The 25,095-nt window shown below is 71.2% G+C and carries 26 protein-coding genes and 1 pseudogene; 14 read left to right on the top strand and 13 right to left on the bottom strand.

The window, feature by feature from the left end; all coding sequences use genetic code 11:
• Window positions 1-24: 24 nt before the first annotated feature.
• Entirely contained in the window at window positions 25-795 is a 771-nt protein-coding gene (locus ACGFY5_RS34640) for an FkbM family methyltransferase (RefSeq protein WP_392726871.1), read from the top strand.
• A 54-nt stretch (window positions 796-849) separates the two neighbouring features.
• Here the strand turns inward: ACGFY5_RS34640 and ACGFY5_RS34635 are convergent, their stop codons facing one another.
• Window positions 850-1,608, bottom strand: a complete 759-nt coding sequence (locus ACGFY5_RS34635; protein WP_392726869.1) for an SDR family NAD(P)-dependent oxidoreductase — start codon at window positions 1,606-1,608, stop codon at window positions 850-852.
• A 148-nt stretch (window positions 1,609-1,756) separates the two neighbouring features.
• On the opposite strand from ACGFY5_RS34635, the gene ACGFY5_RS34630 reads away from it, so the two are divergent.
• A complete protein-coding gene (locus tag ACGFY5_RS34630; RefSeq protein WP_392726866.1) occupies window positions 1,757-2,476 on the top strand; it encodes a tyrosine-protein phosphatase in 720 nt (239 codons plus the stop codon).
• Between the two features lie 100 nt (window positions 2,477-2,576).
• On the opposite strand, the gene ACGFY5_RS34625 is transcribed toward ACGFY5_RS34630, so the two are convergent.
• Together ACGFY5_RS34625 and ACGFY5_RS34620 are read right to left on the bottom strand one after the other, a co-directional pair.
• Entirely contained in the window at window positions 2,577-4,262 is a 1,686-nt protein-coding gene (locus tag ACGFY5_RS34625) for an AMP-binding protein (protein WP_392726863.1), read from the bottom strand.
• A gap of 90 nt (window positions 4,263-4,352) precedes the next feature.
• Window positions 4,353-5,111 carry an SDR family NAD(P)-dependent oxidoreductase gene (locus ACGFY5_RS34620; RefSeq protein ID WP_392726860.1) on the bottom strand — a complete coding sequence of 253 codons (759 nt, stop codon included), beginning with the start codon at window positions 5,109-5,111 and terminating at the stop codon, window positions 4,353-4,355.
• A gap of 62 nt (window positions 5,112-5,173) precedes the next feature.
• Between ACGFY5_RS34620 and ACGFY5_RS34615 the strand changes: the two genes are divergently transcribed.
• The 3 genes from ACGFY5_RS34615 to ACGFY5_RS34605 are packed head-to-tail and all read left to right on the top strand — an operon-like array spanning window position 5,174 to window position 8,201.
• Window positions 5,174-5,752, top strand: a complete 579-nt coding sequence (locus tag ACGFY5_RS34615; RefSeq protein WP_392726859.1) for a TetR/AcrR family transcriptional regulator — start codon at window positions 5,174-5,176, stop codon at window positions 5,750-5,752.
• Between the two features lie 53 nt (window positions 5,753-5,805).
• Window positions 5,806-7,164, top strand: coding sequence for a hemolysin family protein (locus tag ACGFY5_RS34610; RefSeq protein WP_392726857.1), 1,359 nt, complete (start codon window positions 5,806-5,808; stop codon window positions 7,162-7,164).
• Complete coding sequence (locus ACGFY5_RS34605) at window positions 7,161-8,201, top strand: hemolysin family protein (protein ID WP_392726855.1); 1,041 nt, start codon at window positions 7,161-7,163, stop codon at window positions 8,199-8,201. The genes ACGFY5_RS34610 and ACGFY5_RS34605 overlap by 4 nt, the downstream gene beginning before the upstream one ends.
• 46 nt (window positions 8,202-8,247) lie before the next feature.
• Here ACGFY5_RS34605 and ACGFY5_RS34600 read toward each other — a convergent pair whose 3' ends face one another.
• Window positions 8,248-8,412: a hypothetical protein gene (locus ACGFY5_RS34600; RefSeq protein WP_392726853.1), complete on the bottom strand. Its 165-nt coding sequence runs from the start codon at window positions 8,410-8,412 to the stop codon at window positions 8,248-8,250.
• A 113-nt stretch (window positions 8,413-8,525) separates the two neighbouring features.
• On the opposite strand from ACGFY5_RS34600, the gene ACGFY5_RS34595 reads away from it, so the two are divergent.
• The 3 genes from ACGFY5_RS34595 to ACGFY5_RS34585 all read left to right on the top strand — a co-directional run bounded on the left by ACGFY5_RS34595 (window position 8,526) and on the right by ACGFY5_RS34585 (window position 11,367).
• Entirely contained in the window at window positions 8,526-9,233 is a 708-nt protein-coding gene (locus ACGFY5_RS34595; RefSeq protein WP_392726851.1) for a glycerophosphodiester phosphodiesterase, read from the top strand.
• A 34-nt stretch (window positions 9,234-9,267) separates the two neighbouring features.
• Window positions 9,268-10,401 (top strand): hypothetical protein, encoded by a 1,134-nt coding sequence (locus tag ACGFY5_RS34590; protein ID WP_392726850.1) that lies wholly within the window; start codon window positions 9,268-9,270, stop codon window positions 10,399-10,401.
• Window positions 10,402-10,521: 120 nt separating this feature from the next.
• Window positions 10,522-11,367 carry an LLM class flavin-dependent oxidoreductase gene (locus tag ACGFY5_RS34585; RefSeq protein WP_392726847.1) on the top strand — a complete coding sequence of 282 codons (846 nt, stop codon included), beginning with the start codon at window positions 10,522-10,524 and terminating at the stop codon, window positions 11,365-11,367.
• Between the two features lie 64 nt (window positions 11,368-11,431).
• Here the strand turns inward: ACGFY5_RS34585 and ACGFY5_RS34580 are convergent, their stop codons facing one another.
• Complete coding sequence (locus tag ACGFY5_RS34580; RefSeq protein ID WP_392726845.1) at window positions 11,432-12,400, bottom strand: ABC transporter permease subunit; 969 nt, start codon at window positions 12,398-12,400, stop codon at window positions 11,432-11,434.
• Window positions 12,401-12,447: 47 nt separating this feature from the next.
• Window positions 12,448-13,107 (bottom strand): annotated as a pseudogene (locus ACGFY5_RS34575) (ABC transporter ATP-binding protein); the annotation flags it as partial.
• A 114-nt stretch (window positions 13,108-13,221) separates the two neighbouring features.
• Between ACGFY5_RS34575 and ACGFY5_RS34570 the strand changes: the two are divergent.
• From ACGFY5_RS34570 to ACGFY5_RS34555, 4 genes are read left to right on the top strand one after another with little or no spacing between them, the layout of a single operon-like run.
• Complete coding sequence (locus ACGFY5_RS34570) at window positions 13,222-14,367, top strand: sensor histidine kinase (protein ID WP_392727839.1); 1,146 nt, start codon at window positions 13,222-13,224, stop codon at window positions 14,365-14,367.
• Window positions 14,364-15,020, top strand: coding sequence for a response regulator (locus ACGFY5_RS34565; RefSeq protein WP_392726842.1), 657 nt, complete (start codon window positions 14,364-14,366; stop codon window positions 15,018-15,020). Before ACGFY5_RS34570 ends, ACGFY5_RS34565 begins: the two co-directional genes overlap by 4 nt.
• Before the next feature lie 19 nt (window positions 15,021-15,039).
• A complete protein-coding gene (locus tag ACGFY5_RS34560; protein ID WP_392726840.1) occupies window positions 15,040-15,813 on the top strand; it encodes a cyclase family protein in 774 nt (257 codons plus the stop codon).
• On the top strand, window positions 15,810-17,408 hold the full coding sequence (locus ACGFY5_RS34555) for a thiamine pyrophosphate-binding protein (protein ID WP_392726838.1): 1,599 nt from the start codon (window positions 15,810-15,812) through the stop codon (window positions 17,406-17,408). Before ACGFY5_RS34560 ends, ACGFY5_RS34555 begins: the two co-directional genes overlap by 4 nt.
• 8 nt (window positions 17,409-17,416) lie before the next feature.
• On the opposite strand, the gene ACGFY5_RS34550 is transcribed toward ACGFY5_RS34555, so the two are convergent.
• The 6 genes from ACGFY5_RS34550 to ACGFY5_RS34525 all read right to left on the bottom strand — a co-directional run bounded on the left by ACGFY5_RS34550 (window position 17,417) and on the right by ACGFY5_RS34525 (window position 22,790).
• Window positions 17,417-18,478, bottom strand: a complete 1,062-nt coding sequence (locus ACGFY5_RS34550) for a hypothetical protein (RefSeq protein ID WP_392726835.1) — start codon at window positions 18,476-18,478, stop codon at window positions 17,417-17,419.
• Window positions 18,475-18,969: a SigE family RNA polymerase sigma factor gene (locus ACGFY5_RS34545; RefSeq protein WP_392726833.1), complete on the bottom strand. Its 495-nt coding sequence runs from the start codon at window positions 18,967-18,969 to the stop codon at window positions 18,475-18,477. The genes ACGFY5_RS34550 and ACGFY5_RS34545 overlap by 4 nt, the downstream gene beginning before the upstream one ends.
• Before the next feature lie 80 nt (window positions 18,970-19,049).
• Window positions 19,050-19,625, bottom strand: a complete 576-nt coding sequence (locus ACGFY5_RS34540) for a CGNR zinc finger domain-containing protein (RefSeq protein WP_392726831.1) — start codon at window positions 19,623-19,625, stop codon at window positions 19,050-19,052.
• A gap of 16 nt (window positions 19,626-19,641) precedes the next feature.
• Window positions 19,642-20,337 (bottom strand): SDR family oxidoreductase, encoded by a 696-nt coding sequence (locus ACGFY5_RS34535; RefSeq protein WP_392726829.1) that lies wholly within the window; start codon window positions 20,335-20,337, stop codon window positions 19,642-19,644.
• 18 nt (window positions 20,338-20,355) lie between these two features.
• Entirely contained in the window at window positions 20,356-21,240 is an 885-nt protein-coding gene (locus tag ACGFY5_RS34530; protein ID WP_392726827.1) for an alpha/beta fold hydrolase, read from the bottom strand.
• Entirely contained in the window at window positions 21,219-22,790 is a 1,572-nt protein-coding gene (locus ACGFY5_RS34525; RefSeq protein WP_392726825.1) for a PP2C family protein-serine/threonine phosphatase, read from the bottom strand. Before ACGFY5_RS34525 ends, ACGFY5_RS34530 begins: the two co-directional genes overlap by 22 nt.
• 74 nt (window positions 22,791-22,864) lie before the next feature.
• On the opposite strand from ACGFY5_RS34525, the gene ACGFY5_RS34520 reads away from it, so the two are divergent.
• Both ACGFY5_RS34520 and ACGFY5_RS34515 read left to right on the top strand, forming a co-directional pair.
• Window positions 22,865-23,656: an IclR family transcriptional regulator gene (locus ACGFY5_RS34520; protein ID WP_392726822.1), complete on the top strand. Its 792-nt coding sequence runs from the start codon at window positions 22,865-22,867 to the stop codon at window positions 23,654-23,656.
• Window positions 23,657-23,660: 4 nt separating this feature from the next.
• On the top strand, window positions 23,661-24,437 hold the full coding sequence (locus ACGFY5_RS34515; RefSeq protein WP_392726821.1) for a class I SAM-dependent methyltransferase: 777 nt from the start codon (window positions 23,661-23,663) through the stop codon (window positions 24,435-24,437).
• On the opposite strand, the gene ACGFY5_RS34510 is transcribed toward ACGFY5_RS34515, so the two are convergent.
• Window positions 24,403-25,095, bottom strand: coding sequence for a TetR/AcrR family transcriptional regulator (locus tag ACGFY5_RS34510; protein WP_392726818.1), 693 nt, complete (start codon window positions 25,093-25,095; stop codon window positions 24,403-24,405). The genes ACGFY5_RS34515 and ACGFY5_RS34510 overlap by 35 nt on opposite strands.

The following is a 25,095-nucleotide window of genomic DNA, read 5'->3' as shown; positions in this document are numbered from 1 at the left end:
GGCTCCACGCACGTATCATCGTGTATGAGCTCCAGCGCCGTCGTATCCTCGCTCCGCGCGAACCCGGCCGTCTCGTCGATCCATCAGTCCCTCGACTTCTACTGGGGGAACGACGTCCGCGACGCGGCGATGGACGCGTTCCACGCGTCGCTGGTGCGGCCCGGTGACGTGGTGTTCGACATCGGTGCCCACGTGGGTGACCGGGTGGCGAGCTATCGGCGGCTCGGGGCGCGGGTGGTTGCGCTCGAGCCGCAGCCGCTGTGCAGCCGGGCGCTGACCGAGATCTTCGCGGACGACCCCGGGGTGCGGGTGGTGGAGGCCGCCTGCGGTGCCTCTGCCGGGAGCGTGACGTTCTACGTGAACACGGCGAATCCGACGGTGTCCACCGTATCGAAGGACTTCGTGGAAGCCGCGTTCGGCGCGAACGGGTGGCGCGGGCAGGTGTGGGACACCGAGATCTCGGTGCCGACCGTGACGCTGGACGATCTGATCCGTGAGTACGGGGAGCCGTCGTTCGTGAAGATCGACGTCGAGGGGTACGAGCACGCGGTGCTGTCGGGGCTCTCGCGGGCGGTGCCGGCGCTGTCGTTCGAGTTCACGACGATCGAGCGGGACGTGGCGCAGCAGTGTCTGGACCGTGCGGTCGCGCTGGGGTTCGCGCGGTTCAACGTCGCGTTGGGCGACACCATGGGGTTCGACTTCGCGACGTGGGTGTCGGCGGAGCAGGTTGCCGCTCACCTCGCGGGGTTGCCGCACGAGGCGAACAGCGGGGACGTGTACTGCCGCCGCTCGTAGGGCGCCGCGCTGGGGCGGTTGCCGCGCGGGCGTCGCCCCGCCTCGGCCGGTGGGTCAGGCGTCGCCGTAGACGGGGATGCGGGCGCCGCTGATGGGGGATGCGTCGTCGCTCAGGAGGAAGGCGATGACCTTGGCGACGGCGGCGGTGCTCACGGCCTTGGCGACCAGGTCGGGGGACATCCAGCTGCGGTTGGCCGGGGTGTCGAGCACTGACGGGAGAACCGTGTTGACGCGGATCCCGGCTGGGCGAAGTTCGTCGGCGAGGAGCTCGGTGACCCGCACGACCGCGGCCTTGCTCGCCGCGTGCCCGACCGGGGCCTTGCCGGTCACCGCGGTCTTCGACCCCACCGTGACGATCGAGGACCCCCGCGGCATCCGCGAAGCCGCCTGCTGGGCGCTCCAGAGCAGCGTCGAGACGTTGCCTTCCCAGAGGCCGGTGAACGTGTCCTCGTCCAGGTCGGCGAGCTTGCCTGGCGTGAACCCACCGGCCAGCGCGACGAGTCCGGTGGGTGCCCCGACCTCGTCGACGCGTTTCCACGCGTCCAGCACCGAGCCCCGATCCGCGAGGTCCACCCCGATCGGATGGATCCGGCCGACGCCATCGACGTCGGGTCCCGGCGTACCGGTCGCACGGCCGAGCGTGTCCGGCGCCGCGCCTGCGCGGTCCGTCTCCGCGACGGTAGACCCGAGCGCGTCGAGCGCGGCGCTCGCGCGGTCCAGTGCTACGACCGTGTCGCCCCGCTCGGTGAGCGTGGCGAGTACCGCGCGGCCCAAGGCCCCGGCAGCTCCGGTGACGACTGTGATGGCGGCCATTCATCCCCCTCCGGACGCGGGCGTCCGATGTGATCCTAGCCAGGGGCTATTGCCCCGTACGCTTCACCCGGCGTTCACCCGAGGGGGCGAGGCTGCGCATCGGCACCGGTACTTTGGGCACGGCCACAAACCCAGGGAGAGAGTCACCATGACCGCCGCCACGACCCACGCTCTGCCGTTACCCGGTACGTACAACGTCCGGGACGCGGGCGGCTACCGCACCGCCGACGGCGGCACGGTCCGGCGCGGACTGCTGATCCGCGCCGACGGCCTGGCCGGCCTGGACGACGCGGGGCGCGCCCAGCTCGCCGAGCTCGGCATCGCGACGGTGATCGACCTGCGCGAGGACGCCGAGGTCGAGGTCGCCCCCGACGCGCTCGGCGACCTGCCGGTCACCTACCGGCACCTGCCGGCCTTCGCCGGCATGGCCGCGGAGGAGCGTCCTCGGTCGCTCGAGGACGCGTACAACCTCATGGTCGACGAGTGCGGCGACGCGCTCGCCGGGGTGATCGCCGCGCTCGCGGAGCCCGGCGCGCTGCCCGCTGTCGTGCACTGCACCGCGGGCAAGGACCGCACCGGGGTCGTGATCGCGCTGGTGCATTCGCTGCTCGGCGTGGATGCCGCCGACCTCGAAGAGGACTACGCGGCGACGGCGCGGAACCTCTCGACCGGCTTCGCCGACAAGATCCGCGCGACGATGCCGCAGGGCGAGCACACCGACGCGATGCTCACCGAAATGCTCGCCTGCCCACCCGAATTGATCCGTGCCACTCTCGCCCGAATCGGCAACGTCGAGGACTACCTGACCCGTCACGGCCTCCCCGCCGACGCCGCAGCCCGCCTACGCGCCACCCTCATCGAGCGCTAGTCGGAAGGGTGTGGGGCGGGGCCCCACACCCTTCGCCCTCTCCGCGAAGCGCTCGCTCCGCGCCCGCCGAGCCCGCCCCGTGCGCGGCGGGCGCGTGGGGTCAGGAGCGGAGGGCGTCGTCTCGGTATTCGGGGATGTCGGGGGTTGAGGCGTCGTAGCGATCCTGTTCCAGGGTGCGGAGTTCGACTCGGCGGATCTTGCCGGAGATCGTCTTCGGGAGGTCGGCGAACTCGATTCGGCGCACGCGCTGGAACGGCGCGAGGTGCTCGCGGGCGTACGCGAGGATTGCCTCCGCCGTCGAGGACGACGGCTCCCACCCCGCCGCGAGCACCACGAACGCCTTCGGCACCGCGAGCCGGATCGGGTCCGGCGCGGGCACGATCGCGGCCTCGACGACCGCCGGGTGCTCGAGCAGCACACTCTCCAGCTCGAACGGGCTGATCTTGTAGTCGCTGGCCTTGAACACGTCGTCGGTGCGTCCGACGTACGTGATGTATCCGTCCGCGTCCCGGGTCGCGACGTCACCCGTGTGGTAGAAACCACCGGCCATGGCCTCTTCGTGCCGCGCCGGGTCGTCGGTGTAGCCCACCATCAGATTGACCGGCCGGGCAGCGAGGTCCAGGCAGAGCTCGCCCTCGGTCGGAGACACCTCACCGGTGAGCGGATCCACCAGCACCACCGGCACCCCCGGCAGCGGCCGTCCCATCGACCCCGGCCGAACCTCCTGCCCCGGCGTGTTCGCGACCTGCACCGACGTCTCGGTCTGACCGAACCCGTCCCGGATCGTCAGCCCCCACCGCTCCCGCACCTGATCGATCACCTCGGGGTTGAGCGGCTCCCCGGCGGCCACGACCTCCCGCAGCGCGCCCGGCCCACCCGACAGGTCCGCCTGGATCAACATCCGCCACACCGTCGGTGGCGCGCAGAACGTCGTCACGCCGCAGCGGCGGATCTGCTGTTGCAGGGCGTCGGCGTCGAAGCGGGTGTAGTTGTAGATGAAGATCGTGGCTTCGGCGATCCACGGCGCGAACACGTTGCTCCACGCGTGCTTCGCCCAGCCCGGCGAGCTGATGTTGAGGTGCACGTCGCCCGGCTGCAGCCCGATCCAGTACATCGTCGAGAGGTGACCGACCGGGTAACTGACCTGGTTGTGTTCGACGAGCTTCGGCCGGCTCGTGGTGCCGGAGGTGAAGTAGACGAGCAGCGTGTCGTCCGAACTCGTCACCGACTCCCGCCGCGTGCCGGGGAACCTCGCCGCCTCCGCGTAGGAGCGCCAGCCCTCCGCGCCGCCGACAGCGAGCTTGCCGTACTCACCGGGCACCTCGGCGAACTTGGCGGTGTCCGCGGTGTTCGCGATGACGTACGCGGCCCGTCCCCGGTCGATGCGGTCACGCAGGTCGGCGGGGCCGAGCGCGGTGGTGGTCGGCATGATCACGGCGCCGAGCTTCGTGATTGCGAGCACCGACTCCCACAGCTCGACCTGGTTCGACAGCATGAGCAGCACCCGGTCGCCGGTGCCGACGCCGTCCGCGGCGAGCAGATCCGCGAGCCGGTCCGAGCGGCTGACCATCTCGTCGAACGAGTACGTGTTCTCGGAGCCGTCTTCCTCGACGATCCAGAGCGCGGTGCGGTCGTTGCCGCGTGCGTAGGCGTCGAACCAGTCGATCGCCCAGTTGAACGGGCCGTCGAACGTCGGCCAGGTGAATTCCGTGACCGCGCGGTCGTAGTCGGTGCGGTGGCGTAGTAACAGGTCGCGGGCGTTCCGGTACGTCTCGGTCGCGGACATTTACCCTCCTCGGAAGTGCTCGCGACGCTAAGGGGTCGTGCCCCGCGCCGTCACCCCCCTTGGGGGCAGACCTCGTGGAGGTCGCACGCCTTAGTTGTAGGTCAAGCGGCCGCCGAGGTTCACAGCCCACCGCCGGGGGAGCAGGCGCGCGACGCTGACCGCGATCCGGTTGGGGACGCCGGCGACCGCGCTCGGCGCCCGGCCGTCGAGGGCACGCAACGCACCGGTCACGACCTGCGCCGGGGTCTGCCAGTTGCCGCCGCCGGCGTCGCGGGTGCCGACGACGTCGAAGAACTCGGTCTCGGTGGCGCCGGGGGAGTACACGAGCACCCGGATCGGCGTGTTGCGCAGCTGGTAGGCGAGGGCCTCGGTGAAGTTGAGGACGTACGCCTTCGTCGCGCCGTAGACCGGCATCGACGGCGTGGGGCTGTACGCGGCGATACTGGCGATGTTGAGCAGCGTGCCCTCGCCGGCCTCGACCATGCCCGGCAGGAACGCGCGGCTGATGTCGGTCAGCGCGGTGACGTTGACTTGGATCATCGCGTCGAGCTTGTCGGGGTCTTCGTCGAGCAGCGGCCCGTAGTTGCCGAACCCCGCGTTGTTGACGAGCAGGTGCACCGGCTGGGGCACCTGCTCGCGCAGGGTACGCCCGGCGCCCGGCTGCGACAGGTCGAGCGGGACCACGTCGACGTGCACCCCGGTCAGTTCCGCGGCCAGTGCGTCGAGGCGGTCCGTGCGGCGGGCGACGAGCACCAGGTTGGCGCCCTGCGCGGCCAGGCGGCGCGCGAACTCGGCGCCGATGCCGGCCGAGGCGCCGGTGATGAGAGCGGTCTTGCCACGGATGTCCATGGCGTCAAAACTAGGCAGTGTCAGGATACTTGTCAATGACAAGATGCGGCTAGAGTGATCGGGTGGCGTACCACCACGGAAACCTCCGCACCGACCTGCTCGCCGCGGCCGAGAAGTCGCTGGCGACGGTCGGCGTCGACGGGATCTCGCTGCGCAGCCTGGCCCGTGACCTGGGCGTGTCCCACGCGGCGCCGAGCCACCACTTCCGCGACAAACAAGCGCTGCTGGACGCACTGGCCGTCGAGGGGTTCACCCGGCTGGCGGACAGGGTGACGAGTACGGACACCCCGGCGAACGACTTCCGCGCCCGCCTCGACGCCATGGTCCGCGCCTACGTGGGCTTCGCCGTCGACCACGAACCCCTGCTCGCCCTGATGCTGGGCACGAAACACCACCCGGAAGCCACCGAGGCGCTGGGCGCCGCAGCGGCCCGCGGAGTGATCGTCGCTGTCGATCTGATCGTGGCGGGGCAGGCCGCCGGCGAGGTCCGCGACGGTGACCCCTACACGCTGGCGATCGTGGCGGCCGCCCAGGTGCACGGCGTCGCCTCGATGGCCGCACGCGGCCTGATCGGCGACATTCCGCTGGATGTGGCGATCGACACCACCGTTGACCTCGTGTTTCGGGGACTCTCCGGCTGAGTTCCTCGTTTAGGTAGCGCAACGTCTACCAGCGTTATGGGGAAGAACTAAGCATGGTCGAGTGGCTATTGGTGCTGCTGGGATTGCTGCTCGTCGCGGCGTGCGGAGTGTTCGTCGCCGCTGAATTCGCGTTCGTGACGGTGGACCGCGGGGCGGTGGAGCGGGCCGGGGCGAAAGGCGTGGATTCCGCGCTGCGGACCCTCTCGACCCAGCTGTCCGGTGCCCAGGTGGGCATCACGATCACGAACCTCGCGATCGGATTCCTCGCGGAACCGTCGATCGCGGCGTTGTTGGAGGGGCCGCTCGGAGCCCTGGGGTTGCCAGACGCGGCCGTCACGGGCGTGGCGGTGGCTCTCGCCCTCACTCTCTCGACCCTGATCACCATGCTGTTCGGCGAACTCGTCCCGAAGAACATCGCGATCTCCAAGCCGCTGGGCACCGCGATCGCCGTCGCACCGCTGCAGCGCGGCTTCACGCGGGCCACTCTGCCGCTGATCCGGCTGCTCAACGGCATCGCGAACGGCATCCTGCGACGGTTCGGCATCGAGCCCCAGGAGGAGCTGTCCTCGGCCCGTGCGCCGGAGGAACTGGTGTCGCTGATGCGGCGGTCGGCGCAGTTGGGCACGCTGTCCGGTGAGACGGCGGAGTTGCTCGGCCGCACGCTGGGTCTGGGCCGGCTGACCGCTGCCGACGTGATGACGCCCCGCGGCCGCCTGACCGTGGTCAACGCCGACGACCCGGTCCGCGAGGTACTGACCGCGACCGGCCGCACCGGCCACTCCCGCTTCCCCGTCGTCGGGGACGACATCGACGACATCGTCGGAATCGTGCACGCGAAGCACGCCGTGGGGGTCGCGCGGGACGCGCGGCACGCGGTGCCGATCCGCACGGCGATGCAACCGCCGGTGTTCATTCCGGGTTCCGTGCCCGCCGACGACCTGTTGCCGCAACTCCGGCGCGAAGGATTGCAGCTCGCGGTCGTCGTCGACGAGTTCGGCGGCACCGAGGGCATCGTCACGCTCGAGGACCTGATCGAGGAGATCGTCGGCGAGGTGGCCGACGAGCACGACCGCTCCCAGCCGGCGGGTCTGCGCCGCCGCCCCGACGGCGCCTGGACGCTGAGCGGCCTGCTCCGTCCCGACGAGATCCGCGGAGGGGCCGGTGTCCCGGTCCCTGACGGGCCCGAATACGACACGTTGGGTGGGTACGTGACCGTCCGCCTGGGTCGCCTGCCCCGTCTGGGTGACGCCGTGGAGGTGACCGCTACAGGGCCGGGTGATCCGGTTCCGGCCGGCGTCGACGGCCTGGAGCCGGCGCGTTTCCGGCTCGAAGTGGACCGCCTCGACGGCCGCCGAGTGGACCGCGTACTCGCGATCCCTCGCACGGTTGAGGCTGACGGGGGCGTCCGATGAGTGACTGGGCCGGAGTTGCGCTTACGGCGTTCCTGCTGCTCGCGAACGCCTTCTTCGTCGGGGCGGAGTTCGCGCTGATCTCCGCGCGCCGCACGACGATCGAACCGAAGGCGCTCGCCGGATCCCGTGCCGCGAAAACCACGCTGCGGGCGATGGAGAACGTCTCACTGATGATGGCGGGCGCCCAGCTCGGCATCACGATCTGCACGCTCGCCCTCGGCGCGATCGGCGAGCCCGCCGTCGCGCACCTGCTCGAGCGTCCGTTCGCGGCCGTCGGCGTACCCGACGACTTCCTGCACCCGATCGCGTTCGCCCTCGCGCTGATGCTGGTCGTGGGCCTGCACGTGGTCGTCGGCGAGATGGTGCCGAAGAACATCGCGCTGGCCGGCCCGGACCGCTCGGCGATGATGCTCGCGCCCCCGCTGGTCGCGATCGTGACCGCGCTCAAGCCGGTGATCTTCGTGCTCAACGCCGTGGCCAACGCCGTCCTGCGGCTGGTCAAGGTCGAGCCGAAGGACGAGGTCAGCAGCACGTTCACCCGCGACGAGGTGGCCGACCTGATCACCGAGTCACGCCGCGCCGGGCTGCTCGAACAGGCCGAGCACACGCTGCTCACCCGCGCGCTGAGGCTCGACGAGCGGACCGTGCGCCGGGTCGCGCTGCCGCTCGCCGACCTCGTCACCGTGCCGCGCTCGGCGACGCTCGAGGACGTCGAGGACGTGGCCGCCCGCACCGGGTTCTCCCGGTTCCCGGTGGTCTCACCCAGCGGTGTGCCGGTGGGCTACCTGCACCTGAAGGACGTCGTCATCGACACGGTGACCGAGGGCGTGCCGTACACCGCACCGATCCCGGACGACATCGTCCGCCCGCTGCCCACCGTCGAGGAGGACGCGACCCTGCGGGAGGGCATCGCGGCGCTGCGCCACAGCGGAGCGCACCTGGCCCAGGTGCGCGGCACGGACGGCGTGGCGCTGGTCGCTCTGGAGGACATGCTCGAAGAGCTCGTCGGTGAGATCCACGACAGCGCTCACACCTGAGCCGTGCACGCTTCGGTGGCTTAGGGGCCACCGAAGCGTGTACGCCTCAGAGGTCGCGGGCTTCCGGGGTCTCGGTCTCCGCCGGGGTGTCGTCCGCGCGCTCCGCGGGAAGTTCCCGGTCCTCGGCCAGGCCGCCGGCCTTGCCCGTCGCCTCGTCGATGTCCTTCTCGTGTTCGGCGACGAAGTCCTTGGCGTTCTCCAGAGAGCTCATGACCACGTCGTTTCCCGGCGGTGGGCCGGCGAAACCGTTCGCTCCCTGCCGTTCGGCGCGCGGCCACGTGAGCGGGTGACTCGTGTACACCCGGTGCTCGTAGCCTCATCGGTGTGACCGAGTGTGACGCGTCGCCAAGGCCTCTGATCTCCGCTCATCGAGGCGGGCCGGAGGGGATCCACCGCCCCAACAGCCTCGAGGCGATCCACGCTGCGGTGCAGCTGGGCGTCGATCTGATCGAGTTCGACGTGCGCCGGGCGCCGGACGGGTCGTTCGTGATCGTGCACGACGCGTACCGGGATCGGGGCGCCCGGGATCGGGGTGCCGAGCGGCCGCCGAGCCTGCGCGCCGCGCTCGAGGCGATCCGGGGGACGCGGACCAAGGCGCACGTCGACCTGAAGGAGACCGGTGACGAGGTGGCGATCGCGCGGATGTGCGAGCGCTACCTCGGCAGCGACGGGTTCTTCCTGACCACGCTCGAGGACGAGAGCGTGCGGGTGCTGCGGGCGAAGATGCCGCATCTGGCGGTCGCGTTGTCGCTGGGTAAGGTGCACCCGCTGCTCGCCGAGCTGTTCCCGAGCGGGCGGATCGCGCGGTGCTCGCCGACGATGCTCGCCGTGAACCACCACCTGGCGCGTGCCGGGCTGCTGCGATGGGCGCACGAACGCGGGCTGCGCGTCCTGGCCTGGACACTGAACACACCCCGGCAGATCCAGTGGGCGCACAACGAGCCCAGGCTCTGGGCCTTCACCACCGACCGCCCCCGCTACGCCCTCTCCCTTCGCGATCCCGCCCCGGTGCGCCACCCCACCGCTGTGTAGCGACTGTGTAGCGCCGGGTGTTCCCCTGTGGAGGGTGGACGCCCTCATACTCTCGGCGTTGCAGGAGAGCGCGACCCCGGCGCTCTACCGCCGCAACGCGTTCCGCGTCACCGGCCTGCCGACGAACGTCGACGAAGACGTCGTGCGGCAATTGCGGAGTACCGCTCGTTCCCCGGAGGCCGTACGGGCTTACGACCGAATTCTCGGCGACCCACGTCGACGGTTGATCGAAGAACTGTTCTGGCTCTGGGACACCGAAATCCTGCGCTGTGCGTGTCCGGGAGCCGTTCATCGCGAGCACGACGCCGCGGTCCGCGCCCACAGCAGTGCACTGAGGCTCGAGTCCCGCAGCGCCAAGCTGTCCGACGGCGAACTACGTCGCCTGGACGAGGTGTGGATCACCGCGGCACGGGCGTGGGATGAGCAGCTCGAGCGGCTAAGCCTCGTGGAGCAGCACCTTCTGCACCGGATGCGCGTGCTCGACGAGCGGCTCGACGGGGCGGTGCTCGAGGGGCTGCACGGCGAGCTCCGGAAGACCCTGTACCGGCCGTTGGTCTCGCTGTACGCGACGGTCCAACCCGAACGTCGGGCGGCGCTGGGCCGGGCCGCACTCGCATGGCCTGCTCCACCGGATTTCGGCCGTGACCCGCTGAGCTACCAGGCCGAGCCGCTGTCCGAGAGGATCGAGGCCGTCATGCGGGACGTCCGCCACAGCTTGGACGCCGGTGATCTCGCGGCGACGACGAAACTGCTGCGCCAGTCGCTCCTGCCCGCGATCCGCCAACTGTCCGCGGTAGCGCCTCCCGAACGGCACCCACGCACGAGCAATCTGCGTAACGAGGTCGCGCTGCTGATCAACGAGTTCGGCCTGCAGATTCTCGAATCGAGGGGCTCGACGGCGGAGAAACTGGCACGTCGATGGTTCACTACCGCGGAGCACTTCGCGGCCGACCCGCAGACCCGCCGGATGGTCATCGCGAACAACAACTTTGCCAACGAGATCGTCGACCAGGAGCGGCATCTGGGGCTTCAACCGCCGATCGACGTACCGGTGTACCGGCGGCCGCCGTGGCCTCCCGCTCTGCGCTGGACGGTCGGCGTGCTGGCGGTGGTGTTGGTCGCGCTGCTCATCCCCTGGCTGATGTGGGCATGGAACTACGGCCGCTAAGATGGCCGCGGAACTCCGAACCGGTCGTCCGAGAGATGCGTCGCAGAGGACGAGCGGCCCCGCCCGTGCGGGGAGGAGGTGGCGACAGTCACTGTTGGCTGCCCATTTTCGGAGAACCTCATGGACATCGGCCTCGGCCTGCCGATCAGCAACCCCGCCCGCCTCGTCGACTGGGCGACGCGCGCGGAATCCGCCGGCTTCGACACGCTGGCCCTGCTCGACCGCCTCGCCTACAACAACCCCGAACCGCTGGTCGCCCTGTCGGTACTCGCCGGCGCCACCTCGCGGATCCGCCTGCAGACCGAGGTGCTGCTCGGTCCGCTGCGGTCCACCGCGCTGCTGGCGAAGCAGGTCGCGACGCTCGACCGGATGTCCGGTGGGCGCTTCACCCTCGGGATCGGCGTCGGCGGCCGCGAGGACGACCACGCCGCCGCCGGAACGCCTCTCGACCAGCGGGGACGCCTGCTCGACGCACAACTCACCGATCTGCGCGCGATCTGGCGCGGCGAGCCGTACCCGGCAGCGCGACCGGGCACCGGGATCGGGCCTCGGCCGTGCGCGCCGGGTGGGCCGCAGATTCTCATCGGAGCGTTCGCACCCGCTGCGCTGCGCCGGGTCGCGTCGCACGGGGACGGGTTCCTCTGCGCCGCTCCGCTGCAGTGGGCGGGCGGACTCGTGCAGACCGTGCGTGAGCAGTGGACGGCCGCGGGGCGTTCCGGGCGCCCCCGCCTGGTCTGCCAGGTGAACGCGGCCACCGGACCGGCGGTCGACCAGGCCCGCCGCGCGATCGCCGACTACTACGCGTTCACCGGCCACACTAACTGGGGCGAACCGCTGACCGATCCGGCCGAGATCGCCAACACCGTGGCCGCCTATCGCGAGTTCGGCGCCGACGAACTGGTCCTGTACTGCTACGGCGACGACGTGGCCCAGGTAGAAGCCCTGGCCTCCGCGGCCCTCCACTGAGGAACGCCGTGGGTCTGGTGCTGTCCTGGCAGCACCAGACCTACGCCGTTCCTGATAGGACCGGTCACTGACCGCCGCGTCGAAGGCGGAGGGCGCTCACGGTTGCCAGCAGTGCGGCCGCGACCAGGTACAGAGCCAGTTCCAGGAGTTGGAAGAGCCAGTAGCGGCTCGCCGGGTGGTAGGCGACGTCCACGTGGGCGCCGAGCGCGGCGATGCAGGCCGGGGCCGTCTCGGGGGAGCGGGACACGCACGCGTGGTACCGATCGAGGTCCACGAGACCGCCCGACGGCCCCAGGATCCGGCTCGTCGACACCACCATCGCGCCCGGCACGGTCAGCCCGCTGATGTCCGCGTCCGAACCGAGGAACCGTAGGTTCGCGACCACCTCCGCGGTCATCGGCACCGCCCGGTTCTCGGGCGTCAGGTAGTGCGGCCGCAACAGCGTCGGAACCAGGATCTGGACGACGATCAGCACCAACCCCGCCAACGCCATCGTGCGGACCGTTCGCCGCAATAACAAGCCCAGACACGCCCCAAGCGTGAACGCGAAAACCGCGTACCCCACCGGCGCGAGGTTCCGCACCCCGAACAGCAGCCGCGTGAACCGGTCACCAGCGACCTCGTCGTACGGACTCGCCGCCCACGTCAACAAAAGACTGAAAACACTGCTCACGGCGACGCAACCCGCGCCGACGACCAGCAGCTTGACGGTCAGCCACCGGGCACGCGTCACGCTCTGGTTCCACACCAGGCGGTGCGTTCCGGCCTCCCACTCGCGGGCCACCAGCGGCGCGCCCCAGAAGATTCCGATCAGCACCGGGAGCACCAGCAGCCCGGCGTCGACGAAGTACAGCAGGTTGACCCACTTGTCCTGGAACTCGGCGGCGAGGCTCGCGCAGTTCTCGGTGCAGCGCACATAGGGGTCCTGGCGGATTGTCGTGCCCAGCGTGATCAGTGCGGCTGACGTGACGCCCAGGGCCACCAACGCCACGATCGCCTGGCCGCGGAACTGCCGCCAACTCAGCCAGATCATGCGCGGCTCAGGTACATGAGCACCATCTCCTCGAGCGTGCTGTCGGAGTGCGCGGTGAGCAGCGACTTCACGTCACCGGCCAGTTGGACCCGCCCGCCGGCGAGGACGATCAGGTAGTCGCAGACCCGCTCCACGTCGGACAGCAGGTGGGAGGAGAGCACGGCGCTGGCGCCGAGTTCGGTGACCGAGTCGCGCAGGTGGCGGAGGAACTCGGTGCGGGCGAGCGGGTCGAGCGCGGCGGCGGGTTCGTCGAGGACGAGCAGGTCGGGACGCTTGCCTGCGGCGACCGTGAGCGCCAGTTGGGCGCGTTGGCCGCCGGAGAGGCGACCGGCCTTCCGCCGGGGGTCGAGGCCGAGCGTGGTGATGCGACGCCCGGCGAGGGCGGCGTCCCAGCCGGGGTTGAGGTGGGCGCCGAGTTTCAGGTGGTCGGCGACGGTGAGGTCGGCGTACACCGGTGCGTCCTGGGCGACGAAGCCGACGCGGGGCAGGAGCGTTCCGGGTGGTCGGCCCAGGACGCGGAGCGAGCCGGACGTCGGGGTGAGCAGCCCGCAGACCAACTGGAGCAGCGTCGATTTGCCGGCGCCGTTCGGTCCGACCAGCCCGATGACGCGGCCGCGCGGGACGGCGAGGGTGCAGTCGGTGAGTGCGGCTCGTCGGCCGTAGCGTTTGCTCAGGCCCTGGGCCTCGAGCAGGGGTGTGTCTTCCATGCGGTCCACGGTTCGCGATCCGGGTGGCCCGTGCGCCGGTCCGAAGCATGGTTCCGCTCGTACTTCTGACCGGTTCGGAGGCGGCGTGGTTTTCGTAGCCTGCTTGTCGTGAGGATGCGACAGGCCGCTCTGGTGATCGTCGGCGCGCTCGGCGTGGTGGTCACGGCGGGGGCGATCCGGGTGAGTTGGGGCGGGTCGTACTGGGTGTTCGGTGCGGTCGTCGGGGTGCTCTCGGTGGCGTGTGCGGTGGCGGGGCTGCGGTGGGTGGGGTTCGTGCTCGCGGGTTCGGCGATCGTGGTCGCGGCGGTGGCCGGGTTACCTCGGGAGCCGGGGCCGGCTACGGCGTTCGCGTTGGGTGTGGTGGTGGCGGTCGCGGTGCGCGGGGAGCGGATCCGGGTGGCGGCCTTGGTGGTCGCGGCCGGGTTCGCGGTGGTGGTCGGCAGCTTCGTGGCCGGGGGGCTGACGACCGTGCCGGCGTTGAACGCGACCGGGTGGGTGGTTGCCGTGGGTACCGGGCTCGGTTTGCGGGCGGTGGACGCGCGGCGGCGGGCGGCGCGGGAGGCGGTGCGCCGGGAGGAGCGGTTGGAGCTCGCTCGTGAACTGCACGACGTGGTTGCGCACCACGTCACCGGGATCGTCGTGCAGGCGCAGGCCGCTCAGCTGGTGACGCGCCGGTCCTCGGCGCCTCCGTCGGTGCAGGACGCGTTGGCGGGGATCGAGTCCGCCGGGTCCGAGGCTCTGGCGGCGATGCGCCGCGTCGTGGGGGTCCTGCGTGATCCGGGCGACGCGGGGCAGGTCGCCGCCGAGCCGGAGGACCTGGGCGTGCTGCTGGACCGGTGGCCGGGGCCGCGGGTGCTGCGGGACGTCGCGGTCGGCGACTGGCCGCCGGAGGTGAGGAGCACGGTGTACCGGGTCGTGCAGGAGGCGCTGACCAACGTGTCGCAGCACGCGCCGTCGGCCGGGTCGGTGTCGGTGTCGGTCGCCGCGGACGCCGAACTCCTCACCGTCGACGTCACCGACGACGGCCCCGCCGGTCCACCGCGTTACCACCGCACGGGGTACGGCCTGGTCGGCATGCGCGAACGTGTCGAGTCACTGGGAGGCGCCCTCGCCGCCGGCCCTCGTAGCAGCGGAGGCTGGTCGGTTCACGCGACCATCCCCCTGCGCGAGCACCGCGCGGTCGACGGCCGGCCGCGCCCGGCGGACAGCGCGGCTGTGCTGCGCGGCGAGTCGGCTCCGGCGCCGAGTGAGGCGCCGTGACGATTCGGGTGCTGGTCGCTGATGATCAGGGGATGGTTCGGAGTGGGTTGCGGCTCATTCTGGAGGACCAGGACGACATCAGCGTGGTGGCCGAGGCAGCGGACGGGGTGGAGGCGGTCGCGCTGGCCCGTGAGCTACGGCCGGACGTCTGTCTCGTCGACATCCGCATGCCCCGCCTCGACGGCCTCGACGTCACCCGCGCACTGGCCGGTCCGGACGTCGTCGATCCGCTGCGGGTCGTCGTCGTGACGACCTTCGACACCGACGAGTACGTCTACGGCGCACTGCGCGCGGGCGCGGTCGGCTTCCTGCTCAAGGACGCCGGCCCGACGCTCCTCGTCGAGGCGGTCCGGGCCGCGCACGCGGGCGACGCTCTCGTCTCCCCGTCGGTCACCGTGCGCCTGCTCGCGTCGATGCGTGACCGCGTCCCCGCACGAAAACCGGCCCGCCCGCTCTCCGAACGCGAACTGGAGGTGGTTCGCGCGATTGCCCGCGGCCACACCAACCGCGAGGTCGCCGCCGAACTCTTCATCTCCCTGAGCACTGTGAAAAGCCACGTCTCCGGCATCCAGACCAAACTCGGCCTCCGCAACCGGGTGGAAGTGGCTGCCTGGGCGTGGGAGAACCGCGTGGTCAACTACGGTGCTCCCTAACTGTCCTCGGGAGGGCCTCGTGTCTGTTCTGTCCGCTTTAGTGGCCGCGCTGGGATCCGCCGACGTCGCGGTCGTCGACCTGACCGCGCCGCTCAGCCCGTCGACGCCGATCCTGCAGCTGCCGCCGCCGTTCGCGAACACGATCCCGCTGAGCCTGGAGGCGGTCAGCGCGTTCGACGACGCGGGCCCGGCCTGGAAGTGGAACAACATCCACACCGGCGAGCACACCGGCACCCACCTCGACGCCCCGGCGCACTGGATCACCGCCCGCGACGGCGAGACCGTCGACGCGATTCCGCCGGCGAAGCTCGTCGGCCCGGCCGTCGTCATCGACGTGCGCGCGCAGGTCGCCGAGAACCCCGACTTCCTGCTCGAGCCCGAGCACGTCGAGGCCTGGGAAGCCGAGCACGGCCGGGTGCCCGACGGCGCCTGGCTGCTGCTGCAGACCGGATGGAGCGCCCGCCAGGACGACGCGGCGGCGTTCGCCAACGCCGACGAAAACGGCCCGCACACCCCCGGTCCGTCCGCGAAGGCCGCGCAGTGGCTCGCGTCCGAGCGCACGATCACCGGCTTCGGCGTCGAGACGGTCGGTATCGACGCCGGTGCCGCCGGTGGGTTCGAGCCGCCGTTCCCCGCGCACCACTTCCTGCTCGAAGCCGGTACGTACGGGCTCACCCAGCTCCGGAACCTGGAGAGGTTGCCGGCCACCGGTGCGGTGCTGGTCGTCAGCCCGCTGCCGATCGTCGGGGGCACGGGCTCGCCGAGCCGGGTGTTCGCGCTGGTCGAGAAGTGACAACAGTTGCCGACGTCGTCGGGTCGCTCGTGGTCCGTCTCGGTGCCACCTCTGCGTTCGGCGTCGTCGGCAGCGGTAACTTCCACGTCACGAACGCTCTGAAGCGCGCCGGCGTCCAGTTCGTCGCGACGCGGCACGAGGGCGGCGCCGCGACGATGGCCGACGCCTACGCCCGCACCTCCGGCGTCCCTGGCGTGCTGTCGCTGCACCAGGGCTGCGGGCTCACCAACGCGATGACCGGCATCGCCGAGGCCGCCAAGTCACGCACGCCGCTCCTTGTGCTCACCGCGGACACCGCGGCCTCGGCGGTGCGCTCGAACTTCCGCATCGACCAGGACGCGCTCGTGCGCAGCGTCGGTGCAGTGCCCGAGCGGGTGTACGGCGCGTCGACAGTCGTCGCCGATGTGGTGAGGGCGTGGCGCACCGCCCGCGAGGGTCGGCGGACCGTCGTCCTCAACCTGCCGTTGGACGTGCAGACCCAACAAGCTGAGCTCGGCGACGTACCTGACCTGGCAACACCGGTGCCCGTACGGCCGGGAGCCACCGCGGTGGAAGCGTTGGCCGCGGCGATCACCGCCGCCAAACGGCCGGTGTTCATCGGCGGGCGCGGTGCCCGCGGGCACGGCCCGGTGCTGCGGGAGCTCGCCGGGCGCACCGGCGCGCTGGTCGCCACCTCGGCGGTCGCGAAGGGCCTGTTCAGCGGTGATCCGTTCGACCTCGGGGTGTCCGGCGGTTTCTCGAACCCGCGCACCGCGGAACTGATCCAGGGTGCCGACCTGCTGGTCGGCTGGGGTTGCTCGTTGACCATGTGGACGCTTCGCCACGGCCGTCTCATCGGTGACGGCACCCGCCTGATCCAGATCGACGACGAACTGGACGCGCTCGGGGCGAACCGGCCGATCGACCTCGGCGTGCACGGCGACGTGGGGGAGACCGCAGCGTGCGTGCTCCCGCTGCTCGAACAGCGCCAGGGATACCGCACGGCCACTGTGGGTGAGCCGGGCTGGGGGCCGTTCGACCTGTCGACGGCCGACCGCATCGACCCGCGCTCGCTGTCGGCCGAGCTGAACCGGCTACTGCCCACGGAGCGCACGGTGGCCGTCGACTCCGGCAACTTCATGGGCTACCCGGCGGCGTTCCTCGACGTGCCCGACGAGGCGGGGTTCTGTTTCACGCAGGCGTTCCAGTCGATCGGGCTGGGGCTGGGCACCGCGGTGGGCGCGGCGCTGGCCCGCCCCGACCGGCTGACCGTGCTGGGCACCGGCGACGGCGGCCTGCTGATGGCCGCCGCCGAACTCGACACCGTGGCCCGGCTCGGGCTGCCGCTGCTGATCGTGGTGTACGACGACGCCGCGTACGGCGCCGAGATCCACCACTTCGGTGCCGACGCGGACCTGTCGACGGTGACGTTCCCCGACACCGACATCGCGGCGATCGCGCGCGGTTACGGGCTGCAGGGCGCGACGGTGCGCACGCTCGGCGACCTTCGCGGCGCGCTGAACAGCTGGGATCGCCGCTCAGCCCTGCTGCTCGACGCGAAGATCGCGAACGACGGTGGCTCGTGGTGGCTCGCGGAGGCGTTCCGCGGCCACTGACCAGGGCGTCATCCGCAGCAGTCGAACTCCGTTCCGAGGCTGATGCCGCTGATGAAGCGCGCCATCTCGTCGTCGTCGTAGGCAGTTTTCTCATCGGTTTCGACGGTGATCCAGCGGTGGTCGTCGATCTTGACGACGTAGGTCGGGCCTTCGCGGTACCCGAGGCTGCGGTACTTCGTCGCGGTCCAGCGTCCGGCTTCGAGCGTGCTGACGCGGACCGGGTCGTCGTGCTCGGCGGTCGCCCGGACCTTGACGCTCACCAGCCCGAACGGGACGCGGGTGCCGTGGTCGGGGAACATCGGGTCGTCGGGTTTCTCGGGGTCGACGAACTTGTAGTTCGAGCCCTGGGGCGTGGTGTAGGCGCCGCCCATCGTCAGGCCCGGTGGGGACGTGGCGAAGCGGAGCATGTCGGTGAGCGGGTCCTGCTGGTCGGTGATGCCGCGTGCCAGCGCCACGACGTCGTCCGCGGTGATCGTCAGCGGAACGGTGTCCGCGCTGTGGGACGTCGAAATCTGGATCCAGCTGCCGGAGGCGCGCTGATAGGTGAGCTCCAGGTACGGACCGCCCTTGAAATTGCCGCTCAGCATGCGCTGGGGGCGCGGGGGTACGACGTAGAGGTCGGCGCGGCGGTCGTCGACCCGGACCGAACTGTAGGTGCCGAGGCCCTCGGAGGGCACCAGTCGTTTCCGGCTGACGCGGATCATGATCCAGGGGTTCGGCGCCGTCCTCGTATCGGCGGTGTAGACCCAGCTGTCCGGTGTGTCGAGCGCGAGCAGGGGGACGGGGAACCCGTCGGGCATCCGGCCGACGCTCACCGGGGACGGTGGGACGGACCCGGGGCCTTCGGTCGGCCGTTCGGCGGGGACGAGCCGGTCGCCGCGGTCGGCGGACCACGCCACAGTTCCCGCGGCGAGGATCGCGACCACGGCGAGGGCGCTCACCAGGGCCCGACGCCGGGTACGACGCCGACGGATCTTCGTGTGGACACCGGCGAGCAGCGTGGTGGGCTCGGCGACCGTGTCCGCCTTCTCGGTCAGCATCCACCGCACGGCCTGGTCGACCTCGTTCATCGGACTTCGCCTCCTACGGTGTGGATCTCGTCGCGGAGCCGTGCGAGTCCGCGACTGACGTGGCTGCGGACCGTGGCCACCGAGCAGTTCAGGAGGCCGCTGATCTCGTCGTCGTTCAGGTCCTCGTAGAAGCGGAGGACGACGGCGGCGCGTTGCTGGCGCGGTAAGCCTGAGAGCGCGTGCCAGAGGGCATCGCGTTGGGCGAGCGTCTCGGCGTAGTCGGTGTCGGCCGGTGCGTCGAGGGAGAGCTCGGAGGGGGTCTCGCCGGACGAGCGGCGTCGGCGCCAGGACAGGTACTGGCGCAGGATCGCGGTGCGGACGTACGCGTTCGGGTCGTCGTCACGGCGCAGGCGTGACCAGCGGCCGTGCACTTTGGTCAGTGCTTCCTGCAGCATGTCTTCGGCGAGGTGGTAGTCGCCGGTGAGCAGGTAGGCGAACCGCAGCAGCGCTCCGCCCCGCGCTGTCACGTAGTCGTCGAACCCCGTAGGCACTTCGGCCCCTCTCGTTCCGCCGTCCTCTTCTCTACGCGGTGGGAGCTCGATTCGTGGAGTGCGAATTTCTTGGACTTGCGTCAGGTGGTGCGGCGGCGGGCGCGGGAGGCGCGGAGGTTCGGAGCGTTGCCGCATCGTGCGGCGTCGTGCCAGACCGCGCTGGAGTTGCGGGACCGGTCGTAGAAGGCGGTGCCGCAGGCGTCGTTGCGGCACACCTTGAGCCGCGGCCACTCGCCCGTGAGCTGCGCGTCGCGCGCCGCGATCAACACCGCCCCCACCACGTACCGCCATCCGTCCCCGGCCGGCCGAGCCACGATCCCCCCATCCGAGGCCATCCCCACCTCGACCGCCGCGCGCCCGGCGCCGTCCGCGACGGCGGTGGCCGCGGCGCCCGCGGCTGCGCCTTCGGCGCCGGGATGGAGGGTGGTGCGAAGGGTGGTGCGGAAGGTGCGGAGGTGTTCTGCGTCGGACGCGGTCAGGGAGGGCGCATCCGGGCCGAGGGTGGCGTGTGCCCACGAACTCGCTGAGTCGGCGTTGGACAGGAGGTCGTCGGGGGTGGGCCGGCCGGCCGGGGCGTCGGTGTTCAGGAGGTCCTGTACCAAGGCGAGCCCGGACGGAGCGGTCCGCAGACCGAATCGCTCCGTCGCAGGCCACATGCGAACCACCGTATCCTCAGCTCCCGAGCGCCAGATTCTCGACCGGCCCGGACAACGCTGCCTTCACGACCCGGCTGACCTCGTCGGCCAGAACCTCGGTCTCCCCGCGCTCGACCGCCCTTAGCGTGTCCCGTGCCACCTGCCGCGGGTCGTTCTTCGGCACGTCGAGCGCCCGGGTCATGTCGGTGTCGGTGTACCCGAGGTGCACCCCGACGACCTGCGTCCCCTGAGCGGCCAACTCCAGCCGCAGCGAGTTGCTCACCGACCACAGCGCGGCCTTCGAGGCTCCGTACACGCTCGAACCGGCCAGCCACGACAGCACCGACGCGATGTTCACCAACGCCCCACCGCCGTTGCGCGCCAGGATCGGCGCGACCGCCTGCGTGACCGCGACGACGCCGTAGACGTTCGTCGCGAACACCTCGTTGAGCTCGTCGAGCGTCGCGTCCAGCAGCGACGTGCGCACGGTCGTCCCGGCGTTGTTGATCACGAGCGTGACGTCACCGACCTGCTCGGCGAGCGCCGCGACCGACGCCGCGTCGGCCACGTCCAGCGCCACCGGCACGACCCGGGGATCGTCGGACCCGACAGGTCTGCGCGCGGTCGCGTAGACCTTCGCCGCGCCGGCGGCCAGCAGTTCGTCGACAAATGCTTTACCGAGCCCGCGCTGCCCACCGGTGACGAGCGCGACGGAGTCCTTGATCGAAGTCATGACAGAACCGTACGCCTTTTACTTCTGTCTGGCCACGAACCCCTCGATCAGCGCCGCCAACGCGACCGGCCGGTCGCTCTGCACGGCGTGCCCCGCGCCCTCGACCACCTCGATCCGCAAGGTCGGCAGCCGCCGCTTCGCCTCCAGCGCGTCCGCGTCGGTGACGAATGCCGACTCCCCACCGCGGACGAGCATCGTCGGCATCGTGAGCGTCGACAGGTCGTCCCACAGGAGCCCGCCCGTGTCCGCGAGCGTCCGGTCGTAGCGCCACGTCCACCGCCCGTCGGGCAGCTGTTTCGTGTTGTGGACGACACCCCGCCGGACCGCGGCGGCCGGGCGCCGCGGCGAGGCGGCCACGGCGGCGTCGACCATCGCGTCAAGACTCGGGAACGTGCGGGGACCGCTGGTCAGCGCCACCGCACCGCGCTCCCGGTCGGTCATCCGGGCGTAGGCCGCGCGCGACCCCGGCGTGGCGTCGACCAGCATCGCCCGGCGCACCAGGTCGGGCCGGGCGGCCGCAACGCGCACGGTGGTCAGCGCGCCCAGCGACATGCCGATCACCGCGTCGGCGTCGGGGGCCCGGCGCTCGATCACCGTCGACACGGCGTGGGCGTTCCGGCCCGGCCCGTAGTCGTGGTCGCTGCGCCAGGACGAGTGGCCGTGGCCGGGCAGGTCGAGCGCGATCGCCGGGCGTCCCAGTAACAGGGCCACCAGGTCCCAGGTGTGCGCGTTCTGCCCACCACCGTGCAGGAACACCAGCTGTGGCTCCGCGTCACCCCAGGTCAGGACGCTGACGTCACGTCCGGGGGAGACTTCCACCGCGCTGCGGGTGACGCGCGGGATGCGGTCGTGCGACAACCCGAGCTCGTCGGCGACCTCGGTCAGGATCGAGAATTCGTCCACTGTTCGAGAGTATGCACTCGGAGCACCGCGAGGACGACGTCGTCCTCACTGGTGGGTCCGAAGGCCCCCAGAAGGTGGTCACAGAGCTCGTCGGCCGACGCGTGCTGCCGGTCGGCCAACGCGTCGACGAGACGGCCGAGGCCATCGTCGAGTGACTCGCCTCGCCGCTCGACCAGACCGTCGGTGTAGAACACCAGACTGGAACCGGGTTCGAGCACCACCGTGTGGTCCGTGCGCGGCGCAGCCGCGTGCACACCGATCAGCAGTTCCGGCCGCGTCGTCAGCAGCGTCACAGTGCCGTCCGGGGCCACCAGCGCGGGCGGCGGGTGCCCGGCGTTCGACCAGCGCACCTCCCGGCGCCCCTGCGGACCCTCCCGGTCGACGTGCGCGAGCACGACCGTGGCGAACGCGCCGACGTGCAGGCCGTGCAGCGCGTCGTCCAGTCCGGCGAGCACCCGCGACGGGAAGTGGCGCAGCGTGTACGAGATACCGCGCAGCAGGTTGCGCAGCTGGGCCATGAGCGCCGCGGCATCCAGATCGTGGCCGGTGACATCGCCGACCGCCATCGTCAACCGGCCGTCCGGAAGCAGGTACGCGTCGTACCAGTCGCCGCCGACCTGCGCCTGCTCCAGCGCGGAGCGGTAGCGCACCGCGATGTCCAGGCCCTCGGCCTTCGGTGGGGGAGTGAGCAGGCTGCGCTGCAGGCTCTCGGACATCTTGCGTTCGAGCTCGGCGGTGCGACGCTCGGCCTCGCGCTGACGGGCGCGGCTGAGCGCCTGCGACAGCGACGTCCCGATCAGCCGGACGAACCCGAGGTAGCGCTCGTCGAGCGGCAGGTGCGGGCTCAGTCCGGCGACGAACGTCGCGTCGGGTCCCGCGCTCAACCGCATGTGGATCACCGGGCCGGCTTCGACCGCGAAGTCCTGGCCGGGCGGCAACGAGCCCGGGACCCGGATCTCGACGTGCCGGAAGTCGTCCGGATCCTCGCGCAGCACCGGCAGCGCCACCGCGTCGAGTTCCTGCGGGTGGTCGAGGTCGCCGAGGCGGTCGGACAGCCGGCTGAGCAGCGCCAGCCGCCGCCGGTCGAGCAGTTCGTGTGTCGTCTCCGACGCGATGTCGAGGACTCCCTCGATCGTGCCGTCGGGGCCGTGCACGGCGGAGTACGAGTAGGTGAAGTACGCCTCCTCGAGGAACCCGTGCCGGTCCATCATCAGCTGCTGGTTCTCGACCCAGGTCGTGCCCTTGCCGGCCGCGACCGACTCCAGCAGCGGCCCGATCGTGTCCCAGATCTCGCCGAACACGGCCTCTGCCGGGGCGCCGAGCGCCGCCGGGTGCTTGTCACCGATCAGCTCGACGTAGGCCTCGTTGTAGACCAGCACGAACTTACGTCCCCACAGCAGCGTCACCGGGAACCGGCTGGCCAGCGCGAGGTCGAGCGTGCCGCGCAGCGTGGGGCTCCACGTCTCGACCGGGCCGAGCGGCGTCGAGGTCCAGTCGACGTCGCGGTAGGCGCCGCGCAGGTCGCCCGCCGCATCGAAGAGGTCTCGCACGCGGCGAACTGTAACCAGCGTGACAGGCGTTCGCCCGTGCTGGGCGGCCGTGTCGGACCTGGGAGTATGCGTCCATGCGGAGTGAGGCCGTCACGTCACGGGCGCTGCGCCTGCTCGGCGCGTTCGACAGCGAGCACCCGCGCCTGCGGCTCTCCGCGCTGGCCCGGCGCAGCGGGCTGCCACTGAGCACCGCGCACCGGCTGGTCGCCGAACTCGAGGAATGGGGTGCGCTCGACCGCGAACCCGACGGCGCGTACGTCGTCGGACGGCGCATCTGGCAGTTGGCTCTGCTCGCCCCCATCCATGGTGAGCTTCGGGAGATCGCGATGCCGTTCCTGGAGGACGTGCACCGTGCGACCGGCGAGAATGTGCACCTGGCGATCCGCGACGGGGTGCACTCGCTTTACATCGAGCGGATCTGGAGCCGGGCGTCGGTGCCGCTGGAGAGCAAGGTGGGGCGGCGGTTGCCGTTGCACGCGACCGCGGCGGGGAAGGCGCTCCTGGCTGCCGCGCCGGTCGGTGTCGTGGACGAGGTTCTGGCGGCCCCGGAGCCGGTCACGCCCCGCACGATCACCGACCCGGCGGCGTTGCGTCGCGACCTCGCCGAGGTGCGGGCCCGTGGTTACGCGTACAGCGCCGGGGAGGCGACGCCGGGCACCTGGTCGATCGCGGTCGGCGTTCCGGGGCCGTTGCGCACCACGCTGGCGTCGCTCGCCGTCGTCGCCGGTGGGCCGGACGACCCGGACCGGGACTCAGTGCCCGCGACCGGGCCCGAGGTGCGGCAACTCGCGGCCGTACTGATGGTCGCGGCCTCGGCGCTGGGCCGCGAACTGGCGAAAACGAGTTGGTCGGGCGGGTCAGCATGAGGTCATGGAAGCGGCGATACACACCTATTACGAACGCCTCGGCGAGCTGACCCGCCTCGAGGCCGGCAACGGCCGTCTGGAGTTCCTGCGCACGCAGGAGATCCTGCGCCGGGTGCTCCCGCCGGGCCCGATCCTCGACGTCGGCGGCGCGACCGGCGCCCACGCCCGCTGGCTGGCCGCCGACGGCCATCCGGTCCGGCTCGTCGATCCGGTTCCGTCGCACGTGGCGCACGCCGGGTCGATTCCCGGCGTCGACGCCGTGCTGGGCGACGCCCGGCAGCTGGACGAGCCGTCCGACACGTACGCGGCGACGCTGCTGCTCGGGCCCCTGTATCACCTGACCGAGCGCGGGGATCGGATCGCGGCGCTGCGGGAGGCGGTGCGGGTGACCGCGCCGGGAGGGGTGGTCGTCGCGGCGACGATCCTGCGGCACGCGGGGATGTGGGACGCCGTGTTACGCGCCCGCTATCTGCAACCGGCGGTCCGCCGCATCGTCGACGCCGAGCTGGCCACCGGGATCCACGACGGGCTCGACGAGGAGCTCTTCACACTCGCGTACTTCCACACCGCCGACGAGATCCGCGACGAATTCGCCGAAGCGGGGATGCCCGGCGCGACGCGGTACGCGGTGGAGGCCGCGGCCTGGCTGTTCGCCGGGCGGGAGGGCTGGCTGGAGGACGACGAGTGCACCGCGGCGCTCCTGGAGGCGGTGCGCGCGGTCGAGCAGGACGAGAGCCAGTTCGGGATCAGCTCGCACCTGTTGACGGTGGCTCGGCTTTGAGCGAGCGGGTGAGCCACTCGCTCATCAGCATCCGCTCCGCGTCGGTGAGGCCGGGAAGCTCCGGTATCCGCGTCCCGAACGTGACGGCGACGGTGCGCAGCGAATCGTCGTCCGCGGCCGGCTTCGTGCTGAGAACGCTCCCGGCGACGGCGTCGAACATCGCGTCGGTGAATCCGGGGTCGCTCCGGTCGGCGGCGCCGTCCAGCACCGCCAGCACGGCTCCCACACCGGCCGCGTGCACCATCGCGAGCGCGCGGTCCTCGTCGACCCGCAGCAACCCCGCGGTGGCGAGTGCGCGGATGCGGTCGCGGAGTTTCTCGATACCGGCGGCAATCGCCGGTGATTGCGCGACGCGCTCCGACGAGTAGATCAACGTGAACAGGCCGGGGTTGGCCAGACCGAACTCGATGTGCGAATGCCAGCCGGCGCGCAGGTCGGCGACCGGGTCGCCGTCGACGTGGGTCTGCAGTTTCGCGGCGACGTACGCGCTGAGGACGTGTTCGGCGACCGCGTCCACCAGGCCTTCCTTGTCGCCGAACAGCCGGTAGATCGTCGGGGCCTGGACGTCGGCGGCCTCCGCCACGGCGCGGGTCGTCACCGCGCGGATCCCCTGCTCGCGCAGGAGCTTCGCGGCGGCCTCGACGATCTTGTCTCGCAT

This window comes from Cryptosporangium sp. NPDC048952, from assembly GCF_043197895.1.
In the GTDB taxonomy this organism is placed as follows: domain Bacteria; phylum Actinomycetota; class Actinomycetes; order Mycobacteriales; family Cryptosporangiaceae; genus Cryptosporangium.
The sequence above is the reverse complement of the archived record's forward strand: the minus strand, read 5'-3'. Positions and strand labels throughout refer to the sequence as shown.

Excerpts from the sequence above, each read along its gene's own strand:
- ACGFY5_RS34620 (WP_392726860.1), bottom strand. The coding sequence starts at position 5,111 with ATGGACATCCGTGGCAAGACCGCTCTCATCACCGGCGCCTCGGCCGGC.
- ACGFY5_RS34570 (WP_392727839.1), top strand. The coding sequence starts at position 13,222 with ATGCGACAGGCCGCTCTGGTGATCGTCGGCGCGCTCGGCGTGGTGGTC.
- ACGFY5_RS34585 (WP_392726847.1), top strand. The coding sequence starts at position 10,522 with ATGGACATCGGCCTCGGCCTGCCGATCAGCAACCCCGCCCGCCTCGTC.
- ACGFY5_RS34540 (WP_392726831.1), bottom strand. The coding sequence starts at position 19,625 with ATGTGGCCTGCGACGGAGCGATTCGGTCTGCGGACCGCTCCGTCCGGG.
- ACGFY5_RS34640 (WP_392726871.1), top strand. The coding sequence starts at position 25 with ATGAGCTCCAGCGCCGTCGTATCCTCGCTCCGCGCGAACCCGGCCGTC.
- ACGFY5_RS34550 (WP_392726835.1), bottom strand. The coding sequence starts at position 18,478 with ATGAACGAGGTCGACCAGGCCGTGCGGTGGATGCTGACCGAGAAGGCG.
- ACGFY5_RS34630 (WP_392726866.1), top strand. The coding sequence starts at position 1,757 with ATGACCGCCGCCACGACCCACGCTCTGCCGTTACCCGGTACGTACAAC.
- ACGFY5_RS34635 (WP_392726869.1), bottom strand. The coding sequence starts at position 1,608 with ATGGCCGCCATCACAGTCGTCACCGGAGCTGCCGGGGCCTTGGGCCGC.
- ACGFY5_RS34535 (WP_392726829.1), bottom strand. The coding sequence starts at position 20,337 with ATGACTTCGATCAAGGACTCCGTCGCGCTCGTCACCGGTGGGCAGCGC.
- ACGFY5_RS34600 (WP_392726853.1), bottom strand. The coding sequence starts at position 8,412 with ATGAGCTCTCTGGAGAACGCCAAGGACTTCGTCGCCGAACACGAGAAG.
- ACGFY5_RS34510 (WP_392726818.1), bottom strand. The coding sequence starts at position 25,095 with ATGCGAGACAAGATCGTCGAGGCCGCCGCGAAGCTCCTGCGCGAGCAG.
- ACGFY5_RS34610 (WP_392726857.1), top strand. The coding sequence starts at position 5,806 with ATGGTCGAGTGGCTATTGGTGCTGCTGGGATTGCTGCTCGTCGCGGCG.
- ACGFY5_RS34520 (WP_392726822.1), top strand. The coding sequence starts at position 22,865 with ATGCGGAGTGAGGCCGTCACGTCACGGGCGCTGCGCCTGCTCGGCGCG.
- ACGFY5_RS34515 (WP_392726821.1), top strand. The coding sequence starts at position 23,661 with ATGGAAGCGGCGATACACACCTATTACGAACGCCTCGGCGAGCTGACC.
- ACGFY5_RS34625 (WP_392726863.1), bottom strand. The coding sequence starts at position 4,262 with ATGTCCGCGACCGAGACGTACCGGAACGCCCGCGACCTGTTACTACGC.
- ACGFY5_RS34580 (WP_392726845.1), bottom strand. The coding sequence starts at position 12,400 with ATGATCTGGCTGAGTTGGCGGCAGTTCCGCGGCCAGGCGATCGTGGCG.
- ACGFY5_RS34605 (WP_392726855.1), top strand. The coding sequence starts at position 7,161 with ATGAGTGACTGGGCCGGAGTTGCGCTTACGGCGTTCCTGCTGCTCGCG.